This is a genomic window from Agarivorans sp. B2Z047, from assembly GCF_023373605.1.
Classification (GTDB): domain Bacteria; phylum Pseudomonadota; class Gammaproteobacteria; order Enterobacterales; family Celerinatantimonadaceae; genus Agarivorans; species Agarivorans albus.
Genome location: NZ_CP088080.1, coordinates 4,687,279 through 4,705,944 on the forward strand (window position 1 = coordinate 4,687,279; position 18,666 = coordinate 4,705,944).

Here is an 18,666-nt window from a genome sequence, read left to right on the forward strand (position 1 = left end):
TCAGTGCTATTTACTTAAGGTATAGCTAATTAGCACTGAGAGGCGATTATGAGTCGAACTGCTGCACTGGGCTTGCTTTATTTAAGCAGCTTACTTTTTAGTAATCAGTCTCTTAGCATTGCTGCCAATGAACAACTTGGTGACAATACATTCTATGGCGAATGGCAATGGTCTGATACCCAAGGTCAATATCAGCAGCTAAAACTGCATTTTTCTGAAGATTTAATTCATCAGTCTGAAGTAGAAACCTTTCGGTTAAGCTACAGTCTAACCTACCCATCACAGGCAATTAGCGCTTATTTAAGTCCACGCTTAGAACATGCTGTTGCAATGATTAACCAGTATGTCGACGACCCCGAAACCCGTTTAGATGACATCCTTCAAGCACTGCGTAGTGACAGTGACAGCCCCTCTTCAAAAATGCTGTGGGATGCCTATGAACAATATACTCACGATGCATTTCGTCACCTAGGGCTGCTGCCGTGCCTACATCCACAAGGGGCGCAGTACCCGTGCGTTCGCCCGAACTACTCACAGCTGTTTTATCAAAATCGCGACCGCGTAAATCCAATTATTGAGCACTTCACCCAGCAGGGAGATTTAAATAGATCACTTGCAGAAGCTCAAGCTTGGTTACTTACTATACCCAGTAAACAGGAGAACAATTACAGCTTTACTTCTCCGGTAGATGTATTAAAAGACAACCGAGCTGATAGCGATGAACGCGCTTTATTACTCGCGCTAGTATTAAGTGAACTGGCCCCCAACTATCCTTTGTATATGGTATATCCAGCAGACAGCGTTGGAAGTGCTTCACCGGCTTGGTTAACCATTGATGCCAGCAGCGGCATCGAGGGGCCTACAATAATCATTGGAGATAGCGCTCACACCCTTGTTTCAGGTTCGTCTGAGCTCATAAAAGAGATGTTGCTCGCAGAAGTACAATTGATTAGCGATGCCCTCTATTAAGATTTGTTGATTTTTTGTTATAAATGTTTCACACAGGTCTGACCTGATTAACTCAGCCAAGCATAAAGGATTACAACGTGAAGCATCTATTACTACTTTTAAGCCTACTACCAGCATGGGCGATGGCACTTAACGTAAATACTGGCGGCAACCTACCTAGCATTGATATTAATAACGCAGGGGAACTACAGCTTGCTGGCGACGATATCAGTTATAGCGCTTGGAGCACCCAACAACTTAACGGCAAGGTTATGCTTATTCAAGCAATGGCCGGACGAACTAGCGCTAAAGAACTCAATGCACCAATGATCGAAGCAGTAAAGCAAGCCAAATTTGGCGATGATGTTTACCAAACAGTAACCATAGTAAACCTAGATGACGCCATCTTTGGCACTTCTGGTTTTGTAAAAGGGAAACTAAAGAAAAACAAAAAAGCCTTTCCAAAAGCTAGCTTCGTACTAGATAAAAAAGGAGAGCTGTTTGAGCTATGGCAGCTAAAAGCAAAGTCTTCGGCCATTATTCTTCTTGATGCCAGCGGCACCGTTTTATTTGCTAAGGATGGAGAGTTAAATCAACAAGAAATCGAGCAGGTGATTGGTTTGATTGAGGCAAATATCTAACTTAAGCAACAGTGAAAAGTTGATAGGCGTAAACTTAATTACGCCTATTCGAACATCGTCATTAACACCAACAAGCTAACAACGTAGGCACTCATTAAAACAGTTAGAACTTTATGTCGTTTAGTCCATACGGTAAGGTTTTTTAACACAACCACCTCCCTTATCACCAGTTAACCTAAATTTAACACTTTTAACAATGATTGCAAACTTGCTTTATCGGTAAATCCTCAGTAAAAATGAGGCAGCGAGGAGTAATTCATGTCAGATAAGCCGATCACCGAGAACAAAAACAGCCAAGTTGAAAACAGTAAACTGCAATTAGCCAAAATAGCTAAGCAGCGCGGTTTAGATGCCCTATTACATAAAGAAAAAGCTGCTTCTACCTGGTCACAACGCGCTAAGGTAAGGACTACCGTTGAACTAGCTACGCAACAAAAAAACCTAGAAAGTATTTTTTACTTTGCCGCACAAAAAACCAGTGAACAAGACGTAGGCAGTGAACCCGACGCCGATTGGTTGACCGAGTTTTTGCACTTAGCTAGCAATACCCAAGTTAAATCAATGCAAATGTTGTGGGCCGATATTCTTAGCCAAGAGCTTGCTACTCCCGGTAGCTTTTCGGTTAAAGCACTGCGCACCTTAAAACTAATGACGCAACGTGAAGCAATGTGGTTTCAAACCGCCTGTGAATTAAGCTCTAGTGTTGGTGGAGAAACTAACAATAAGATCTTAACGGGCGTTGCAAGGCCAGCCAGTAATTTAGGTTTGGTACGAGCCAAATTAGACAAAATTAGCTTAGGCCAGCATCGCATGCCATATCACCATGTTTTGCAGTTAACTGACTTAGGGTTAGTTTTCGATAAAGAACTCGAGATCCGCCCTTCATCACATCACGACACACCATTGATACATGGACAAGCACATTATGCCTTAAAGCCTCGCTATAAAGGCGCTAGGCTGCTTTACCATCGCTTCACTCCGATCGGTGATGAGCTAGCTAAGCTGATTACCACTCAGCCTATAGCTTCTTATCAAGAGCATTTAGAACAACTGTTACATAACTATTTTGAGCTTCACTAAGCATTAAAACAAAAAACGCGGCTAAAGCCGCGTTTTGGTTTAACTCTGACAAATCTAAATACCGCTGCCAGCTACTTCTTCGTGTAAGCCACATTCTCGCTTCAAGCCGAAGAAGCGAGTATCTTCTTCACTCATCCCAGCTTGCAAGGGTTGTGAGGTTTGCACATCTCCAACCGACACATAGCCTTGTTCCCACAAAGGGTGATAAGGCAAGTTGTGATCTTTTAAGTAATAGTGCACATCTTTATTACTCCAATCGATAATGGGTAATATCTTGAAGGCACCATTTTGAATTTGCAGCACAGGTAAGTCTGAACGAGAAGACGACTGACTGCGACGCAAACCCGAGAACCAGCTCTTAACTTCTAGCTCTTTAAAAGCGCGCTGCATAGGCTCAACTTTATTCAAGGTGTTGTATTGCTTTAAGCCTTCAACACCTTGCTCCCAAAGCTTACCAAAACGCGCCTCTTGCCATGCGTTAGACTGCTTAGACTGATATACCTGTAAGTTCAGGTTTAGGCGTTCAGTTAGCTCATCAATAAAGCGGTATGTTTCAGGAAACAAGTAGCCTGTATCGGTAAGTATCACCGGAATATCTGGCTTAATTTGTGTCAACAGGTGCAAACTCACTGCAGCTTGAATACCAAAGCTTGAAGTAAGAACAACCTGCTTGGGCAAATTATCTAAAGCCCAAGCTACGCGTTGCTGTGCTGTCATCGACTCAAGTTCATTGTTTAAAGAAGATAACTCGGCATTTCTTAACTCAACTGGGAGCAACTGAAGTTGCTCCAAATCTAAGCTAGTCATGAAAATCCCTAACGCTTACTTTTACTTCAGCGACAATTCCAGCGCGAATTACAAAGTCACCAAAAGCTTCATCTTGCTCACGTTCTTTAGCCCAGCGAGCAATTAAGCCGTCTAATTCAGACAAGATTTCTTGCTCACCAATGCCCTCTAAATAGAGTTTTGGAATACGTGTTCCGCTTTGGTTACCACCTAGATATAAGTTGTACTTACCCGGTCCTTTACCCACCAAGCCTGCTTCGGCAAGCATTGCACGGCCACAACCGTTAGGACAGCCAGTTACTCGCAGAATAATGTGCTCATCGTTCATTGCGTGCTTAGCCAGCAATTGCTCTACATCGTCAACCAAACCAGGCAAGTAACGCTCAGCTTCTGCCATGGCTAATGGACATGTTGGAAACGCAACACAAGCCATAGAATTTAGACGCTGCGAACTGTGGCTGTCATCAATTAAGCCATGTTCACGTGCAAGCTTTTCTATTTTAGCTTTGTCTTTAGCTGCTACACCCGCAATAACTAAGTTTTGGTTAGCGGTCATGCGGAAATCACCTTTGTGAATTTCAGCAATTTTGGCAACGCCGGTTTTCAAGGCCTTTTCTGGGTAATCTAACAAGCGGCCGTTTTCAATAAATACGGTTAAGTGGTACTTACCATCAATGCCTTCAACCCAGCCAATTCGGTCACCGCGAGAGGTAAACTCGTAGGGGTGACTTGCTTCGAAATTAATGCCCGCGCGCTTTTCAACTTCTTGCTTAAAGGTATCGCTACCTACTCGGTCGAGCGTATATTTGGTTTTAGCATTTTTACGATTAACTCGGTTACCCCAGTCGCGCTGTGTAGTTACCACTGCCGCAGCTACATCTAAGGTTTTATCAAGAGGAACAAAACCAAAGTCATCGGCGCGACGCGGGTAAGTAGACTTATCACCGTGAGTCATCGCTAAGCCGCCGCCTACCAACACGTTAAAACCTACTAACTTGCCGTTATCAGCAATCGCAACAAAGTTAAGGTCGTTAGCATGCACGTCTATGTCATTGTGAGGAGGGATCACTACCGTAGTTTTAAACTTACGCGGTAAGTAATTAGAACCTAAAATAGGCTCCTCCTCGCCACCTTCAACCTTTTCACCATCTAGCCAAATCTCGGCGTACGCACGGGTTTTAGGTAATAGGTGCTCACTGATTTTAGTAGCCCACTCGTAAGCTTCTTGGTGCAGTTCAGATTCAACCGGATTACTGGTACATAATACGTTTCGGTTAACATCACCGGCGGTTGCAATAGAATCAATGCCAATACTGTTAAGTGTTTGGTGCATTAATTTAATGTTTGGCTTTAACACACCGTGAAACTGGAAAGTTTGACGCGTGGTTAAACGAATACTGCCATACATGGTGTGGTCGGTAGCAAACTTATCAATGGCCAACCACTGCTTAGGCTGAATAATCCCGCCAGGCATACGCGCACGTAACATTACATTGTGCAGCGGCTCTAGCTTTTGCTTGGTTCGCTCGGCACGAATATCACGGTCATCTTGCTGGTACATACCGTGGAAACGAATTAACTGAAAGTTATCTGCTGTAAATCCACCAGTGATGCGATCACTTAGGTCAGCTTCAATAGTGCCACGCAGGAAGTTACTCTCTCGCTTTAGGCGCTCATTATCTGACAACTTGCCTTCAACAATTAGATCCGAACTCATTAGTAAACATCCTTCTGGTAACGCTTAGCGCTGCGTAACTGTTTTAAATACTCTTCTGCTTGCTCAGGGCTTTGTTTGCCTTGCTCAGCTATAATATCGATAAGGGCCTGGTGAACATCTTTCGCCATGCGGTTTGCGTCACCACAAATGTATAGGTGGGCACCTTCTTCTAACCATTGGTAAACTTCTTCAGCATTTTCTCTTAAGCGGTCTTGTACATAGATTTTCTCTGCTTGGTCACGCGAGAATGCTACGTCTAGCTTACTTAACAAGCCTGATTTCAAGTAGCCTTGCCATTCGGTTTGATACAAGAAGTCTTGAGTAAAGGTTTGGTCACCAAAGAACAACCAGTTTTTGCCTTCAGCATCGCTGGCATCACGCTGTTGCATAAATGCGCGGAATGGCGCGATACCCGTACCAGGGCCAACCATAATTACTGGCGTATCAGGGTTGCTTGGCAAGCGGAAGTTGTCGTTATGCTCAACAAACACTTTAACTTGAGCGCCTTCTTCAGCACGAGCTCCTAGGAAGCCAGAAGCACCACCCAAACGCTGTTCATCGCCCTGTTGGTAGCTCACTACACCAACCGTTAAATGAACCTCTTCTTCTACTTCTGCTTGTGCAGAGGCAATAGAGTAAAGTCGCGGAGTAATTTTACGCAAAGCATCAACAAAATCTTGTGCAGCCACTTTGGCTTTTTTCTCTAGCAATACATCAATCACTTGATGATTAGCGGCGTACTCTCGCAGTTTGTCTTTATCGGCAACTACAGTTTGTAGTTTTTTGCTGGCAGACCAATTAGCCCAAGCTTCAACAAATGCGCCGCTGGTTTGAGTAATTTCTAACTTTTCAGTTAGTGCGTCGGCTAAGCTAAATTCTTGCTCGTCAATACTAACGGTTTGGTCTTCTTTTAGACCTAAACGCGCGATAATTTTGGCCACTAACTCACGGTCATTTTCAAACCATACACCTAAGGCATCACCGGCTTGGTATTGAATTCCTGAATCAGCTAAATCGATTTCAACATGGCGAACATCTTTCGCTGAATCACGACCAGTGATCTTCTGGCTTAAGCTCAACTCAGCAGCATAAGGGTTCTTTTTGTTGTATTGACTAGCTGCTGGAGCGTTTACCGGCAAGCTAACCACCGAGCCAGTCGCTTCTGCGCTTAAGGTTTGCTTAACTTCGGCTAATGCTTGCTCTGTCCAGCTTGCAGCGTCTTTGTCATAATCAACATCACAATCAACACGCTCACATACACGCTCTGCGCCTAAAGCCGCTAAACGCTCATCAAAATCTTTACCGGTTTGGCAGAAAAACTCATAACTTGAATCGCCTAAAGCCAATACGCTGTATTTCAAGTTATCCAGTTTAGGTGCTTTTTTAGAGGCTAAAAACTCGTGGAACTCGATAGCATCATCGGGTGGCTCGCCTTCACCATTCGTACTGGCAACAATCAACAAATGGGTTTCATTCTTCAAGCTTTTTGCTTTGTAATCAGCCACATTAACAACTTCGGCGTTAATGTCTTGAGCTTGAGCAGCAGCATGCAACTCTTCGGCAACACCTTTGGCATTACCCGTTTGAGAAGCATAAAGAATAGTTAGTTTGCCTGCAGGTTGTGCTTGCGCAAGCGGTGCCAATTGACCCGCGTTTTGTCCTACGCCCGCCAGGTAACCACTTACCCAGGCGAGTTGAGTTACCGACAGCTCAGCCGTAGCCTGTTGCAGCAGGCTAACCTGTTGCTCAGACAATGGACTAGCCAATGACGAAAGTTCCTTTAACAGCATTTTATCGCACCCTAGATTCACAATTGCAGCTAGTCTACCCAAGCACGACCTAAGACAATAAAGAATAAAACGGGATTTTTTATAACCGTAGGTAATATATGGTCACTTAGCAGCGAGCATTTCGTTCACAATTTGCACTATGTGACTGAACAACCAGCAATATCGGCAATTGTTATATAAGCTTATTTTATTCCCTTGGTTAATTGGTTCGCGATGGAACAGCGTTCAAAAAACAATATTCCCTTAAGGCAAAAGCTGTTGCTAGTGCTAGCTTGGTTGCTACTGTCATTGCTGGCGGGTGTCACTGCGCAATACCAAGCTAAGCAACAACAGCAAAGCCAACTACTTGAAGAAAGCCAACGTTTACAACGCAGTATTCAGCATGAGCTGGATAGATTTCGCAACTTCCCCAAGGTGCTGGCGATTCAGCAGCAACTGTCCGAGCCACTTAGTCTTAATGTTACCAGCCAGCGTCGTCACGCTCTTAACCTCTACCTGCAACATGTAAACGATCTACAAGGTAGTGATGTTACCTACTTACTCGACCCTAGCGGCACCACCTTGGCCTCGAGTAATTGGCAAAGTGCCCGCTCGTTTGTGGGTAGTAACTATAGCTACCGTCCCTATTTCCAAACCGCTATCTTAGGTAAATACGGGCAATACTTTGCCTTGGGCTCTCGCTCCGGCATTCGTGGTTATTACTTTTCTGCGCCAGTAAAAATACAACAACGGGTAGTTGGGGTAATAGTGGTTAAAGTCGCGCTAAACATTATTGATAAAAGCTGGCGAGACCCTAACTTTGAGTACCTACTCACCGACAAACACGGTGTGGTTTTTTATGCCTCGCAAGCTCACTGGCTTTACCGCAGCATTAAAGCCTTGCCAGAATCGTTGCGTCAGCAGCTAATTAACTCTCGCCAATATGGCGAACACCAGCTAAAGAATATGGCTCAAGATTTACGCCCAAACAGTATAAATTTGCCCAATTATGGTGGCCAACGAGTAGATTACATTAGCACCAACCGAGTATTGCCCACCGCCGGTTGGCGTTTATATGCTTTATCTAAAGACAGTGGTTATATTGGCGATATAGCTGAGGCGCTATTTTTAAGTTCGTTATTTTATCTTGGCTTGGTTTTGCTTTATTTATATTGGCGACAGCTACAACTAAGCCGTGCAATGCAAGCCCAGGCCAACCATCAATTAGAAGAAAGAGTTACGCAGCGCACCGCCGAGCTTACTCAAAGCAATCAACAATTACAGCAAGCTATTGATGACTATCGCCGCACCGCCAACACCCTTAAAAAAACTGAAGATGAACTGGTTCAAGCCGCTAAACTTGCCACCCTAGGCGAGCTCTCTGCGGGGATAAATCACGAACTAAACCAACCTTTAACGGCCATGCAAAGCTATGCCGAAAATGCTCTTCGCTTCCAACAAAAACAGCAACATGAGCAAGTGACTCACAACTTACAAGACATCATTAAGCTCACCTCTATGATGAGTAAAATGATTGCTAAATTTAAGATTTTCTCAAGGAAGTCCAGCGGACAAACCAGTGCAGTATCTAGCGCGGTTTCGATTAACGCTGCCCTATCTATTCTCGCCAACCGAATTGTCGCCAATAACATTAAAATTGAATTTAGCGGCCAAGATGAGCAATGGGTAAAAGCCGACGCCATTCAACTTGAGCAAGTACTGATAAACCTTATTAACAATGCCATTGACGCCCTAGAAGGTATTCAATCTCCCCTATTAGGCATTAGACAATATCAGCAAGACAACTGGCAGTGCATTGCTATTTGGGATAACGGGCCGATGTTGAGCGAGGAACAGCAGCAACGCATATTTGAGCCCTTTTTCACTACCAAAAAACAAGGCTTGGGTTTAGGCATGGCAATATCTAAACGTTTAATCGAGTCTTTTGAAGGCGAACTGAGCGTGAGTAACTTAGCAGATATTGGCCCTGAGTTTGTTATTCGTTTACGCACTCACACCCCACCCGCTAATAGTTAACACTAGAGGTAACTGTGTATACACCGGTAATAATCATTGATGACGACCCCGATATTTTGCGCTCTCTGGGACAAACTTTAGAGTTAGAAGACTACGAATGTCTGCGCTTTGAAAATGCCGAACAGGCTTTACGGCAAATTAAACCTACCTGGCCAGGCGTAATCATTTCAGACATCAATATGCCAGGTTTAAGCGGCTTAGAGATGATGCAACAAGCCCATCAAATTGATGCCGATTTACCGATTATTCTGCTTACCGGCCATGGTGACATATCTATGGCCATTAAGGCGATACGCGATGGTGCTTATGATTTCTTAGAGAAACCTTTTTCCACCAGCCACTTATTAGATGTTCTGCAAAGAGCTATAGAAAAACGCCGACTCACCTTAGAAAACCGCGAGTTAAAAGCGGAATTGGATGCTCAAAGTGGGCCAGGGCCACGGATACTTGGCTCTACGCCCGCAATAACCCGCATGCGCAAAATTCTTAGCCATATTAAAGATACCCCGGCAGATGTATTAATTCATGGTGAAACAGGCACCGGTAAAGAACTGGTTGCGCGCTTTTTACATGACCATAGCGTGCGCGCCAAACAGCCTTTTGTGGCAATCAACTGTGGTGCTGTGCCAGAAACAATGATTGAGAGCGAGTTATTTGGCCACGAAGCCGGCGCATTTACTGGAGCACAAAAAAAGCGCATTGGCAAAATTGCCTTTGCCAATCATGGCACCCTATTTCTCGACGAGATAGAGAGCATGCCAATGGCGCTGCAGATTAAGCTGCTACGGGTGTTGGAAGAGCGCAGCATAGAGCCATTAGGCAGCAACCAAGCAACTGTGCTTAATATTCGCGTTATTGCCGCCACCAAAAGTGATTTAAAAGATCTGGGCGAGCAAGGTGAGTTTCGCAGCGATTTGTATTACCGCTTAAACGTTGTTGAGGTGCACATACCCACTTTGCGTGAACGCGCTGAAGATATTCCATTACTATTGGAAAACTTTCTGCGGGTAGCTGCTGCTCGCTATCAGTTAAATAGCCCCGAAGTCTCGCCGTCACGTTTAGCCGAATTAGTTAACCATGACTGGCCCGGCAATGTTCGCGAGCTGCGTAATCTAGCTGAGCGTTGGGTATTAATGGGCGAAGATGCGGCATTTAGCGAGAGTCAAAACCACCAGCAGTCACTGAGTTTAATGGAACAGCTTTATCGTTTTGAACGTACCCTGCTGCAAGATGCACTACAGCGCCATAAAGGCCATTTAAAGACCGTGCAGGAAGAGCTACAAATCGGCCGTAAAACCCTTTACGAAAAGATGAAAAAGTATCAATTAGACAAGGGTGACTACAAAGAAGTCGAACCCGAGTAATGGGGTGAAACCGACCCATTTTCCATTATTAGATGGGGGCGAATCCCCCCATAACTTTAGCTGTAGATAGATTCACCGATTAAGAAAAAGTCAACTAATTCAGTTTATTCAACCACTTAGAATTAATCTAAAAACTTGGCTTGCAGCTTGCTCTAAGGTGTAGCGTTGTAAACAACCAACCCTACACAAGGAAGAATAAAATGAAGCTATTAGCAAGTACGCTCACCGCTTTAAGCATTGCATTTGCCAGCGCTGTAAATGCCGCCCCCATCGAGCTGAAATTCTCACATGTTGTTGCAGAAAATACTCCTAAAGGCCAAATGGCTTTAAAATTTAAAGAACTCGTCGACCAACGCTTACCCGGAAAAGTAGAAGTTAAGGTTTATCCAAACTCTCAGCTATACGGAGACGGGAAAGAGCTCGAAGCCCTGCTACTGGGCGATGTTGAGCTAATCTCACCTTCGCTATCTAAATTCAAAAAATACACTAAAAAACTACAAGTATTCGACCTTCCTTTCCTTTTCCAAGATATGGCGGCCGTTGAGCGCTTCCAAGCCAGCAGCGCCGGACAAGAGTTGTTGTCTTCACTTGAAAGTAAAGGCTTAGTAGGTTTAGGTTATTTACACAACGGCATGAAACAGCTATCGGCTAACGAGCCGCTTTACACCCCTGCCGATGCAAAAGGCAAAAAGTTCCGCATTATGTCTTCCGATGTATTAGCTGCTCAGTTTGAAGCCGTTGATGCAGTGCCACTTAAAAAGCCCTTTTCAGAGGTTTTTACCCTACTACAAACCCGCGCCATTGATGGCCAAGAAAATACCTGGTCCAACATTTACTCTAAAAAATTCTTTGAAGTACAAGCCAGCATTACTGAGTCAAACCACGGTGTATTGGATTACTTAATTGTTACTTCAGCCGAATTTTGGCATGAGCTACCGGACGACATACGCAGTGAGTTAAAGGCAGCTCTAGACGAAGCAGTTGCACACGGTAATCAAATAGCGGCTCAAAAAGCCGAGAAAGATAAGGCCAACATCATGGCTTCAAACCGTTCAGAAATCATTTCTCTAAGCCCAGAGCAACGTCAGCAATGGGTAGAAGCAATGAAACCTGTTTGGCAGCAATTCGAAAGTGAAATTGGCAAAAACATTATTGATGCTGCAGTAGCTGCTAACCAGTAAGTGAAGAAGCGCAGAGTCCCCTCGCTCTGCGCTCATTCATTGACTTACGCTCTTGGATAAGGACATCACATGAAGTTTGTTGCTTGGTTCCGCCGCTTTGAAGAAAACTTCATCGCATTATTGTTGGTGACCATGACGCTACTGGTATTTGTAGAAGTGATCATGCGTTTTGTATTCAACGCCGGCATTCATTGGGTACAAGAAGTCACCTTGTATTGCTCTGCATGGTTAGTACTACTGGGCGCGAGCTGGGGCGTACGAGAAGGCGCTCATATTGGCGTAGATGCCTTTGTTAAGGTGCTCCCCCCCAACCAACGCAAGTGGCTTACCTTAATAGCGCTAAGCCTATGTTTGTTTTATTGCTGCCTATTTATGTATGGCTCTTGGGTTTACCTAAGCAAGCTGCAGCGCATTGGCATTGAAATGGAAGACCTGCCCATAGAAAAGTGGAAAACCATGAGTGTGTTGTTCATAGGCTTTGTACTGTTGGTCATTCGCTTCCTAGAAGTGGGCTGGAAAGTATTAACCAACCAGCAAGATGGCTTTCACCTGGCCGATGAAGCCAAAGAAAGCATGCAACTCGCCGACGAACTAAAAAAACAATAAGCACTTGCGGCAAAGGAACTGACCATGACAACTTTTACTCTATTTACTCTACTGTTTGTATGCATGATTATTGGCATGCCTATCGCCATCGCGCTTGGCTTTGCTAGCATGACAACCATTCTATTGTTTTCTAACGACTCTTTAGCCTCAGTGGCCTTAAAGCTATTTGAAGCCACCTCTGAACACTACACGTTATTAGCCATCCCCTTCTTCATTTTGTCATCCGCCTTTTTATCCACAGGCGGTGTCGCGCGCAGGCTAATTAATTTTGCCATGGATAGTGTGGGGCATATTCGTGGCGGCCTAGCCATGGCCTCGGTATTGGCTTGTATGCTATTTGCGGCAGTATCTGGCTCTAGCCCTGCTACCGTAGCAGCCATTGGCTCTATTGTAATTGCGGGCATGGTGCGCTCTGGTTACCCAGAATCGCTGGCAGCCGGTGTGATTGCCAACGCCGGTACGCTTGGCATTTTGATCCCACCTTCGATTGTGATGCTAGTTTATGCCGCCGCTACCGAAGTATCGGCTTCGCGGATGTTTATGGCAGGGTTTATTCCTGGGATCATGATGGGCACCATTTTAATGATTGCCATTTATATTGTTGCGCGAGTAAAAAACTTGCCTGCTCAAGCCTATCCGGGTTGCAAAAAATGGGCGATTTCAGCACTTAAAGCCACTGGTGGCTTGATGCTGATTGTGATTGTTCTTGGTTCAATTTATGGCGGCGTAGCTAGCCCAACCGAGGCTGCATCGGTGGCAGCAATTTATGCTTTTTTAGTGTCGGTTTATGGCTATCGAGATATTGGCCCAATTAAACACCAAGCTTGGCAGAATGAAGGCGAAAGCATAGGCTCGGCGGTAGCCCGTAACTTAATGCTATTCCCAGTTAGCATCTTTAAGTCAGTTAGTGATCCAGAGGTTCGCCAAGTACTTAAAGACGCGGCAAAAGTGAGTATTATGCTGCTATTCATCATTGCTAATGCAATGTTGTTTGCGCATGTATTAACCACCGAGCGCATTCCTCACATGATTGCCGAGTCCATTGTGGCCTATGGTCTTCAGCCTTGGGCATTTTTGGTAGTAGTGAATATCTTGTTGCTGATTGCTGGTAACTTTATGGAGCCTTCCGCCATTTTGCTTATCATGGCGCCCATCTTGTTCCCTATTGCGACACAGCTGGGCATAGACCCCATTCACCTCGGGATCATTATGGTAGTGAATATGGAAATAGGAATGCTTACACCACCGGTTGGTTTAAACCTCTTTGTTACAGCGGGGATAACTGGAAAGAGCATGGGTTGGGTGATTAAGGCATGCTTACCTTGGTTAAGCTTATTATTGTTCTTCCTGATCTTAATTACTTACATACCGCAAATATCGCTATTTTTGCCGGAGTACTTCGACCGACTAAACGGCTATTAATCTCCCCTCCAAACAAGAAAAAGGCCTGCAAAATATAGCAGGCCTTTTTAGTTGTTTATGCTTTCTCCATGCGCCGCTGACGACGGCGCAATGCATCATTAAATCGGCGTTTGGCTACTTCTGTGCTTGGCTCTAGAGGTGGCACTTCTGCAGAGTTACCTTGCTCATCAACTGCTACCATCGTGAAGAAGCAAGAGTGAGTATGGCGTACAGTTTGCTCTTTAAGGTTTTTTGCAACTACTTTAATGCCAATTTCCATGGAAGTTCTGCCGGTGTAATTTACCGAAGCTAAAAAAGTAACAAACTCACCAATCTCTACCGGATTTTTGAACAACACTTGGTCTACCGATAGTGTTACCGCGTAATTCCCACAATATTGAATAGCTGTGGTATAGGCCACTTCATCCAATTTTTTTAGCATGGCTCCACCATGCATCTTACCGGAGAAATTGGCCATCTCTGGGGTGACCAATATATTCATTTCTGTTTGTGACTTGTCCATGTGGGGCCTAATTGAGTAACTACAACAAGCGGCTCTCGCCGCTTTACAAATAAACCGACTTTAATCAGTTTTTAAACCGTATTTATCAAGCAAAGAATACAAGGTTGGGCGAGTAACACCAAGCAGACCAGCGGTATTAGAAATATTGCCGTTGCTTAGCGCCAAAGCTTTATTAATTGCTTGCTTCTCGGCAGCTTCGCGTACATGGCGAAGATTTAGCGCCAGTTTAACTTGTTCTTCATCGCCAATCGGCAGGGCCAAGTCATCGGCGGTAATTTGCTTATTGTCGGCCATGATAACTGCCGACTTCACCTTATTTTGCAGCTCGCGAATATTGCCAGGCCAACGGTGATTGCTTAAAGCAGTAATAGCGTCATCACTAAAGTTATTAATATTACGCTGCATTTGCTTGTTATAATTTTGCAAGAAAGCACGTGCTAACAACACCACATCTTCACCGCGGTCGCGAAGCGGTGGGATATTAATGGTGATCTCACTGATTCGGTAAAATAAATCTTCACGAAACTCTTTTTGCTCAACCATGTTTTGCAAGTTTTGGTGGGTTGCACAAACAATTTTCACATCAACGGCGATTTCTTTACGTCCGCCTACTCGCTCAACCACTTTCTCTTGCAAGAAGCGAAGAATCTTAGCTTGTAACGGATACGGCATATCGCCGATTTCATCTAAAAATAAGGTACCGCCATTAGCACACTCAATCTTACCTTCGGTGGTTTTATGTGCCCCAGTAAACGCGCCTTTTTCAAAACCAAATAGCTCGCTTTCAAGCAAGTTTTCTGGGATAGAGGCACAGTTAATGGCGATAAAAGGCTTATCTGTACGTGGGCTTTGTTGGTGAATAGCGCGAGCAAGCACTTCTTTACCCGTACCACTTTCACCTAACAACAGTGTGGTTACCTCGGTAGGGGCAATGCGCTCCACCATGCGGCAAACTTTTTGAACTTGCGGAGAGTTACCCAAAAAGCCGTTGTTATCTAACGATGCCCCCTTCAGAGTCTCGTTTTCTAACTCTATATTGGCAACCCAAAAGGCTCTAGCGATAATCACCGACATGGTGTCATCATCAATCGGTTTTTGATAAAAGTCGTGTGCCCCCATGGCGATAGCGCTTAGGGCATTTTCTTTATCTTCGTTACCGGTAATAACAATAACTTTAAGCTTTGGGTTTAACTCCAGCATTTCTTTTAGCGTTGCCAAGCCTTCACTGGCATTGGCCTCATCTGGCGGTAAACCCAAATCTAAAGTCACCACTTTAGGCTCATAACGACGTAGAGCAGTGATGGCTTCCTTTCTATCACCAGCAATAATGACTTCGTAGTCACTAAAGCTCCACTTTAACTGTTTTTGAATACCGGGGTCGTCTTCAACAACCAGTAACGTTTCCATGTTATTTCTTCCATCAGCTTTGCTGGCGCATTAGGCCAGCTAAATTTTGTGAATGGGCAAGTACAACTTAAATAAGCTACCCTCGCCAACATTACTCGTAACTTGTATATGCCCACCAAGCTCTTCGACAAATCGCTTCGCGTCATAGGCGCCTACACCCATGCCAGCATTGCCCTTGGTAGTATCAAAGGGCTTAAATAAGCGTGTATCAATAAATTCTACGCTCATTCCTTCGCCATTGTCTTGTATTTCTATCAAACATTCATTGGCTTGCTTGCCAGCACGTATACTGATCAAGCCATCTTCTGCTGTAGCATCTTGCGCATTTTGCACTAGATGCGAAACCACATTTACAAAGCGCTCTTGGTCACCCACCAGTTCAAAGTTCTCACTTAAGCTGAACGCTAACTGCGGAATAGGCTTACTAATAGAACGCGATTGCGCAACCTGCTCAAGTGCCGCTTTTAGCTGAAAAGGTGCAACTACGGTATCAACTCGTTGCTTCTTACTAAGGTGTGCTACAACTTTAGCCAAACGATTGGCCGCAGAGTCTACCGTTTCAAACGCATCATCAATAAATTCAGGGTTATGTTTATGTTTAACTGCATTTTTCGACATCAGTTGCAACTGCGCTAAAACATTTTTAAGGTCATGCACCAGATAAGCAGACATGCGATTAAAGGTATCAAACTGTTGGCTTTCGGCCAACGCCAAGTTAGAACGGTGTAAATTAAGAAATACTGCCAGTTGGCGGCTAATCGCGCGCATCAAATCTCGGTCTTCCCAATTTACACTATGGATAGCAGAGGGCGCAGACAGCAAAATCACCCCTTTAAAGCCAGCACTGGTGCTCATTGGAATGACATAACAAAACTTTGTGATTTGCTGTAACTGGCTAGTGGAGACTTGAAAAGGCACCACACTGGTATCTTCTTTTAACTCTTCAATATCAACAATCCATTGGTGCTCGATGGCTTGCCCAGCCAAGTGGTCTAAACATAACTGAGCCTGAGAGTCATCATCTCGAATGTTATAAGTGGCTTTAACTACATACCGGCCGTTTTCTACGATAGCCAAGCCAGCATACTGACAATCGAAAGGCTGGTTAATTGCCTTAAGTGCAATGCTATAGGGCGAAACGCCATCTTCTTCAAGCACTGCTGCAAACTTCATCCACTCTTCACGGTATTCATATTTATTGGCGAAAAAATGTTTAGTGATTTGCACTTTTAAACGCTTGCGTAAGCGTTCAGATAAAAACAAACTCACTAGAATTAACGCGCTTAAGGCAAAGAAGCCATTTTGCGCCATGCTGCCCCAGTCACCACCAGCATACCTGATGTAATAACCGACTAAAGCCATTACCAGTAAGTAGCCGCCAGCCACCAATAACAGGGTACTGTGGTAAATGACATCACGTGATACATAGATTTTGGTCGACCAACGTTTGATTCTGCGCGCACTTAATAACACCAACGGCGCAGCTAAAATGGCAACAAATCCACGTAGGCTCCAAAAATCAAAAGAGATCCCTGAAGTAATTAAGGCATTGGCATATAGCGCAAAGTCGAAAGCAAACATGCCGCCTAAACCAAGGCACATAGGTTTAATAGTAGGACGAGCACTAACATCAATGCGTCGATATAACTGCTCTATTAACCACAGACCAATAACGGTTTGTGATAATTGCGTTACCAACCAAAACTGATTTAACTGAAGGCCGACTAAAGCAGTGCTTACTTGGAGACATGCGATAATGATCAGGCCAAGCAGCAAACCTTTTTTTCGCCAAGGACCGCGAACAAAATTACTAAGCTCGAAACGTGGAGCGATGGTGGCATAAAGCAATAGGAACCACAGTGCATTACGAAGGCTCTCGATACCAAACAAATAGCCAAGAGGAAGGGCAATCCACATTTGAGCAACCCCAGCGCTAGCCCAAAGCAGCGTGAAAAACACCACCAAGCTCAATGCTTGGCGCTGGAAGCCGCTTTGTTTAGTGGTGAGCAACAGTAAGCTGAATAGCAGGTACACCACCGCTGCAATGCTGTAGCCTAATAAACCAACAATAATACTCAAACGTGACCTTCCATTTCCAAGCTAGGCTTTGTGACAGCGGGTAATGAGAAATACTTAGCTATTTTCGCTTAACTCAACGATTTCTTTGCGCTTCTTCTCTATCATTTTATCTAGATAGCGAATGATTTTAATTTTTCGCAACACGACTTCTTCTAGATAGCTAGACACATCAAGTAGTTTTGCTTTTAACTGACTATCACCAATAGCAGCACTACCAATACTGGCATTAACACCGGTACCGTCTTCATATTGGCGCCCCAACACCGCATCAATATCCGAGACCCCCTGCTGTTCTGGCGTTCCTTGTAAAGAACCAGAAAGCTCACCACCCATCTCTTCAATAACTGCAGCTACGTCGGCTTGGCTAATTGCGTGTAAGTCTTCCAAAAACGCGTATAAAAACAGTCGGTCAGCAAAGATATTAATCTTTCGTGGAATACCTTTAGTAAAGTCAGCAATTTGCTGGAAAATATCATCATCTAACTTAGGGTTTTCATTCCAACCCACCTGCTTGAGGCGGTGCAATATATAACCTTGAGTTTGCTCTGCATCCAAGGGTTTTAGGTGACAAGAGGCGATAATCCGTTGCCTAAACTGCTCCATTTCAGGCAGTTCGATAATCGGTTTTAGCTCTTCCTGCCCAAGTAAGAAACTTTGAAAAAGAGGTTTGTCGTTGAGTTGAAAGTTAGACAGCATTCTCAGCTCTTCAACGGTTTCTGCTGGTAAATTCTGAGCTTCATCTACCACTAATAAGGCGCGTTTGCCTTGCTTATTTAAAGTAAGCAAATATTGTTCAAATCGCTTTAGAATATCGGCCTTGTTTAGGCCCTCAACATCAATACTAAACTGGGCTGCAACTAAGCGAACTAATTCGTCGGGGTTAAGTTTAGTTGTAGCAATTTGAGCAGCCACAATTGAGTCGTCCACCGAGGCTAATAAGCTTCTGGCGATGGTGGTTTTTCCGGTACCAATTGGCCCCGTTACAACAATGAAACCTTCACCTTGAGATAAGCCATAACGCAGATAAGACACCGCGCGATCATGGTGAGGGCTAGCAAAAAAAAACTTAGGGTCGGGGCTAAGCTTAAATGGTTTATCACTTAAGCCAAAAAATGATTCATACATAC

At 44.4% G+C, this 18,666-nt stretch carries 15 protein-coding genes; 8 read left to right on the forward strand and 7 right to left on the reverse strand.

What is annotated here, in order from left to right; genetic code table 11:
* Positions 1-48 precede the first annotated feature (48 nt).
* The 3 genes from LQZ07_RS21690 to LQZ07_RS21700 all read left to right on the forward strand — a co-directional run bounded on the left by LQZ07_RS21690 (position 49) and on the right by LQZ07_RS21700 (position 2,669).
* Complete coding sequence (locus LQZ07_RS21690; protein WP_152785928.1) at positions 49-969, forward strand: hypothetical protein; 921 nt, start codon at positions 49-51, stop codon at positions 967-969.
* Positions 970-1,046: 77 nt separating this feature from the next.
* Positions 1,047-1,589 carry a YtfJ family protein gene (locus LQZ07_RS21695; protein ID WP_249483374.1) on the forward strand — a complete coding sequence of 181 codons (543 nt, stop codon included), beginning with the start codon at positions 1,047-1,049 and terminating at the stop codon, positions 1,587-1,589.
* 258 nt (positions 1,590-1,847) lie between these two features.
* Entirely contained in the window at positions 1,848-2,669 is an 822-nt protein-coding gene (locus LQZ07_RS21700) for a TIGR03899 family protein (protein WP_152785926.1), read from the forward strand.
* 54 nt (positions 2,670-2,723) lie between these two features.
* Here the strand turns inward: LQZ07_RS21700 and LQZ07_RS21705 are convergent, their stop codons facing one another.
* From LQZ07_RS21705 to LQZ07_RS21715, 3 genes are read right to left on the reverse strand one after another with little or no spacing between them, the layout of a single operon-like run.
* Positions 2,724-3,476 carry a phosphoadenylyl-sulfate reductase gene (locus LQZ07_RS21705; protein ID WP_152785924.1) on the reverse strand — a complete coding sequence of 251 codons (753 nt, stop codon included), beginning with the start codon at positions 3,474-3,476 and terminating at the stop codon, positions 2,724-2,726.
* Positions 3,469-5,172: an assimilatory sulfite reductase (NADPH) hemoprotein subunit gene (cysI, locus tag LQZ07_RS21710; protein ID WP_152785922.1), complete on the reverse strand. Its 1,704-nt coding sequence runs from the start codon at positions 5,170-5,172 to the stop codon at positions 3,469-3,471. Before cysI ends, LQZ07_RS21705 begins: the two co-directional genes overlap by 8 nt.
* Positions 5,172-6,962, reverse strand: coding sequence for an assimilatory sulfite reductase (NADPH) flavoprotein subunit (locus LQZ07_RS21715; protein WP_152785920.1), 1,791 nt, complete (start codon positions 6,960-6,962; stop codon positions 5,172-5,174). Before LQZ07_RS21715 ends, cysI begins: the two co-directional genes overlap by 1 nt.
* A 213-nt stretch (positions 6,963-7,175) precedes the next feature.
* On the opposite strand from LQZ07_RS21715, the gene LQZ07_RS21720 reads away from it, so the two are divergent.
* From LQZ07_RS21720 to LQZ07_RS21740, 5 genes are all read left to right on the forward strand, one after another.
* Positions 7,176-8,978, forward strand: coding sequence for an ATP-binding protein (locus LQZ07_RS21720; protein WP_152785918.1), 1,803 nt, complete (start codon positions 7,176-7,178; stop codon positions 8,976-8,978).
* Between the two features lie 14 nt (positions 8,979-8,992).
* Positions 8,993-10,342, forward strand: coding sequence for a sigma-54 dependent transcriptional regulator (locus tag LQZ07_RS21725; protein WP_249483377.1), 1,350 nt, complete (start codon positions 8,993-8,995; stop codon positions 10,340-10,342).
* A gap of 200 nt (positions 10,343-10,542) precedes the next feature.
* The gene (locus LQZ07_RS21730) at positions 10,543-11,523 is read left to right on the forward strand and encodes a TRAP transporter substrate-binding protein (protein ID WP_016403561.1); all 981 of its coding nucleotides are present in this window, start codon (positions 10,543-10,545) and stop codon (positions 11,521-11,523) included.
* 69 nt (positions 11,524-11,592) lie between these two features.
* On the forward strand, positions 11,593-12,129 hold the full coding sequence (locus LQZ07_RS21735; RefSeq protein WP_152785916.1) for a TRAP transporter small permease: 537 nt from the start codon (positions 11,593-11,595) through the stop codon (positions 12,127-12,129).
* A gap of 24 nt (positions 12,130-12,153) precedes the next feature.
* The gene (locus tag LQZ07_RS21740; RefSeq protein WP_152785914.1) at positions 12,154-13,551 is read left to right on the forward strand and encodes a TRAP transporter large permease; all 1,398 of its coding nucleotides are present in this window, start codon (positions 12,154-12,156) and stop codon (positions 13,549-13,551) included.
* Between the two features lie 55 nt (positions 13,552-13,606).
* Here the strand turns inward: LQZ07_RS21740 and LQZ07_RS21745 are convergent, their stop codons facing one another.
* The 4 genes from LQZ07_RS21745 to LQZ07_RS21760 are packed head-to-tail and all read right to left on the reverse strand — an operon-like array spanning position 13,607 to position 18,664.
* A complete protein-coding gene (locus LQZ07_RS21745) occupies positions 13,607-14,053 on the reverse strand; it encodes an acyl-CoA thioesterase (RefSeq protein ID WP_152785912.1) in 447 nt (148 codons plus the stop codon).
* Between the two features lie 60 nt (positions 14,054-14,113).
* On the reverse strand, positions 14,114-15,460 hold the full coding sequence (gene prsR / locus LQZ07_RS21750; RefSeq protein WP_152785910.1) for a PEP-CTERM-box response regulator transcription factor: 1,347 nt from the start codon (positions 15,458-15,460) through the stop codon (positions 14,114-14,116).
* 39 nt (positions 15,461-15,499) lie between these two features.
* Positions 15,500-17,539, reverse strand: coding sequence for an XrtA/PEP-CTERM system histidine kinase PrsK (gene prsK, locus LQZ07_RS21755; RefSeq protein WP_152785908.1), 2,040 nt, complete (start codon positions 17,537-17,539; stop codon positions 15,500-15,502).
* A gap of 54 nt (positions 17,540-17,593) precedes the next feature.
* Positions 17,594-18,664 carry an XrtA/PEP-CTERM system-associated ATPase gene (locus tag LQZ07_RS21760; protein WP_152785906.1) on the reverse strand — a complete coding sequence of 357 codons (1,071 nt, stop codon included), beginning with the start codon at positions 18,662-18,664 and terminating at the stop codon, positions 17,594-17,596.
* Between the last annotated feature and the right edge of the window lie 2 nt (positions 18,665-18,666).

What these genes read in the sequence shown, in the direction of transcription:
- LQZ07_RS21690 (WP_152785928.1), top strand. Translation starts at nt 49, where the DNA reads ATGAGTCGAACTGCTGCACTGGGCTTGCTTTATTTAAGCAGCTTACTT.
- LQZ07_RS21700 (WP_152785926.1), top strand. Translation starts at nt 1,848, where the DNA reads ATGTCAGATAAGCCGATCACCGAGAACAAAAACAGCCAAGTTGAAAAC.
- LQZ07_RS21705 (WP_152785924.1), bottom strand. Translation starts at nt 3,476, where the DNA reads ATGACTAGCTTAGATTTGGAGCAACTTCAGTTGCTCCCAGTTGAGTTA.
- cysI (WP_152785922.1), bottom strand. Translation starts at nt 5,172, where the DNA reads ATGAGTTCGGATCTAATTGTTGAAGGCAAGTTGTCAGATAATGAGCGC.
- LQZ07_RS21715 (WP_152785920.1), bottom strand. Translation starts at nt 6,962, where the DNA reads ATGCTGTTAAAGGAACTTTCGTCATTGGCTAGTCCATTGTCTGAGCAA.
- LQZ07_RS21720 (WP_152785918.1), top strand. Translation starts at nt 7,176, where the DNA reads ATGGAACAGCGTTCAAAAAACAATATTCCCTTAAGGCAAAAGCTGTTG.
- LQZ07_RS21730 (WP_016403561.1), top strand. Translation starts at nt 10,543, where the DNA reads ATGAAGCTATTAGCAAGTACGCTCACCGCTTTAAGCATTGCATTTGCC.
- LQZ07_RS21735 (WP_152785916.1), top strand. Translation starts at nt 11,593, where the DNA reads ATGAAGTTTGTTGCTTGGTTCCGCCGCTTTGAAGAAAACTTCATCGCA.
- LQZ07_RS21740 (WP_152785914.1), top strand. Translation starts at nt 12,154, where the DNA reads ATGACAACTTTTACTCTATTTACTCTACTGTTTGTATGCATGATTATT.
- LQZ07_RS21745 (WP_152785912.1), bottom strand. Translation starts at nt 14,053, where the DNA reads ATGGACAAGTCACAAACAGAAATGAATATATTGGTCACCCCAGAGATG.
- prsR (WP_152785910.1), bottom strand. Translation starts at nt 15,460, where the DNA reads ATGGAAACGTTACTGGTTGTTGAAGACGACCCCGGTATTCAAAAACAG.
- LQZ07_RS21760 (WP_152785906.1), bottom strand. Translation starts at nt 18,664, where the DNA reads ATGTATGAATCATTTTTTGGCTTAAGTGATAAACCATTTAAGCTTAGC.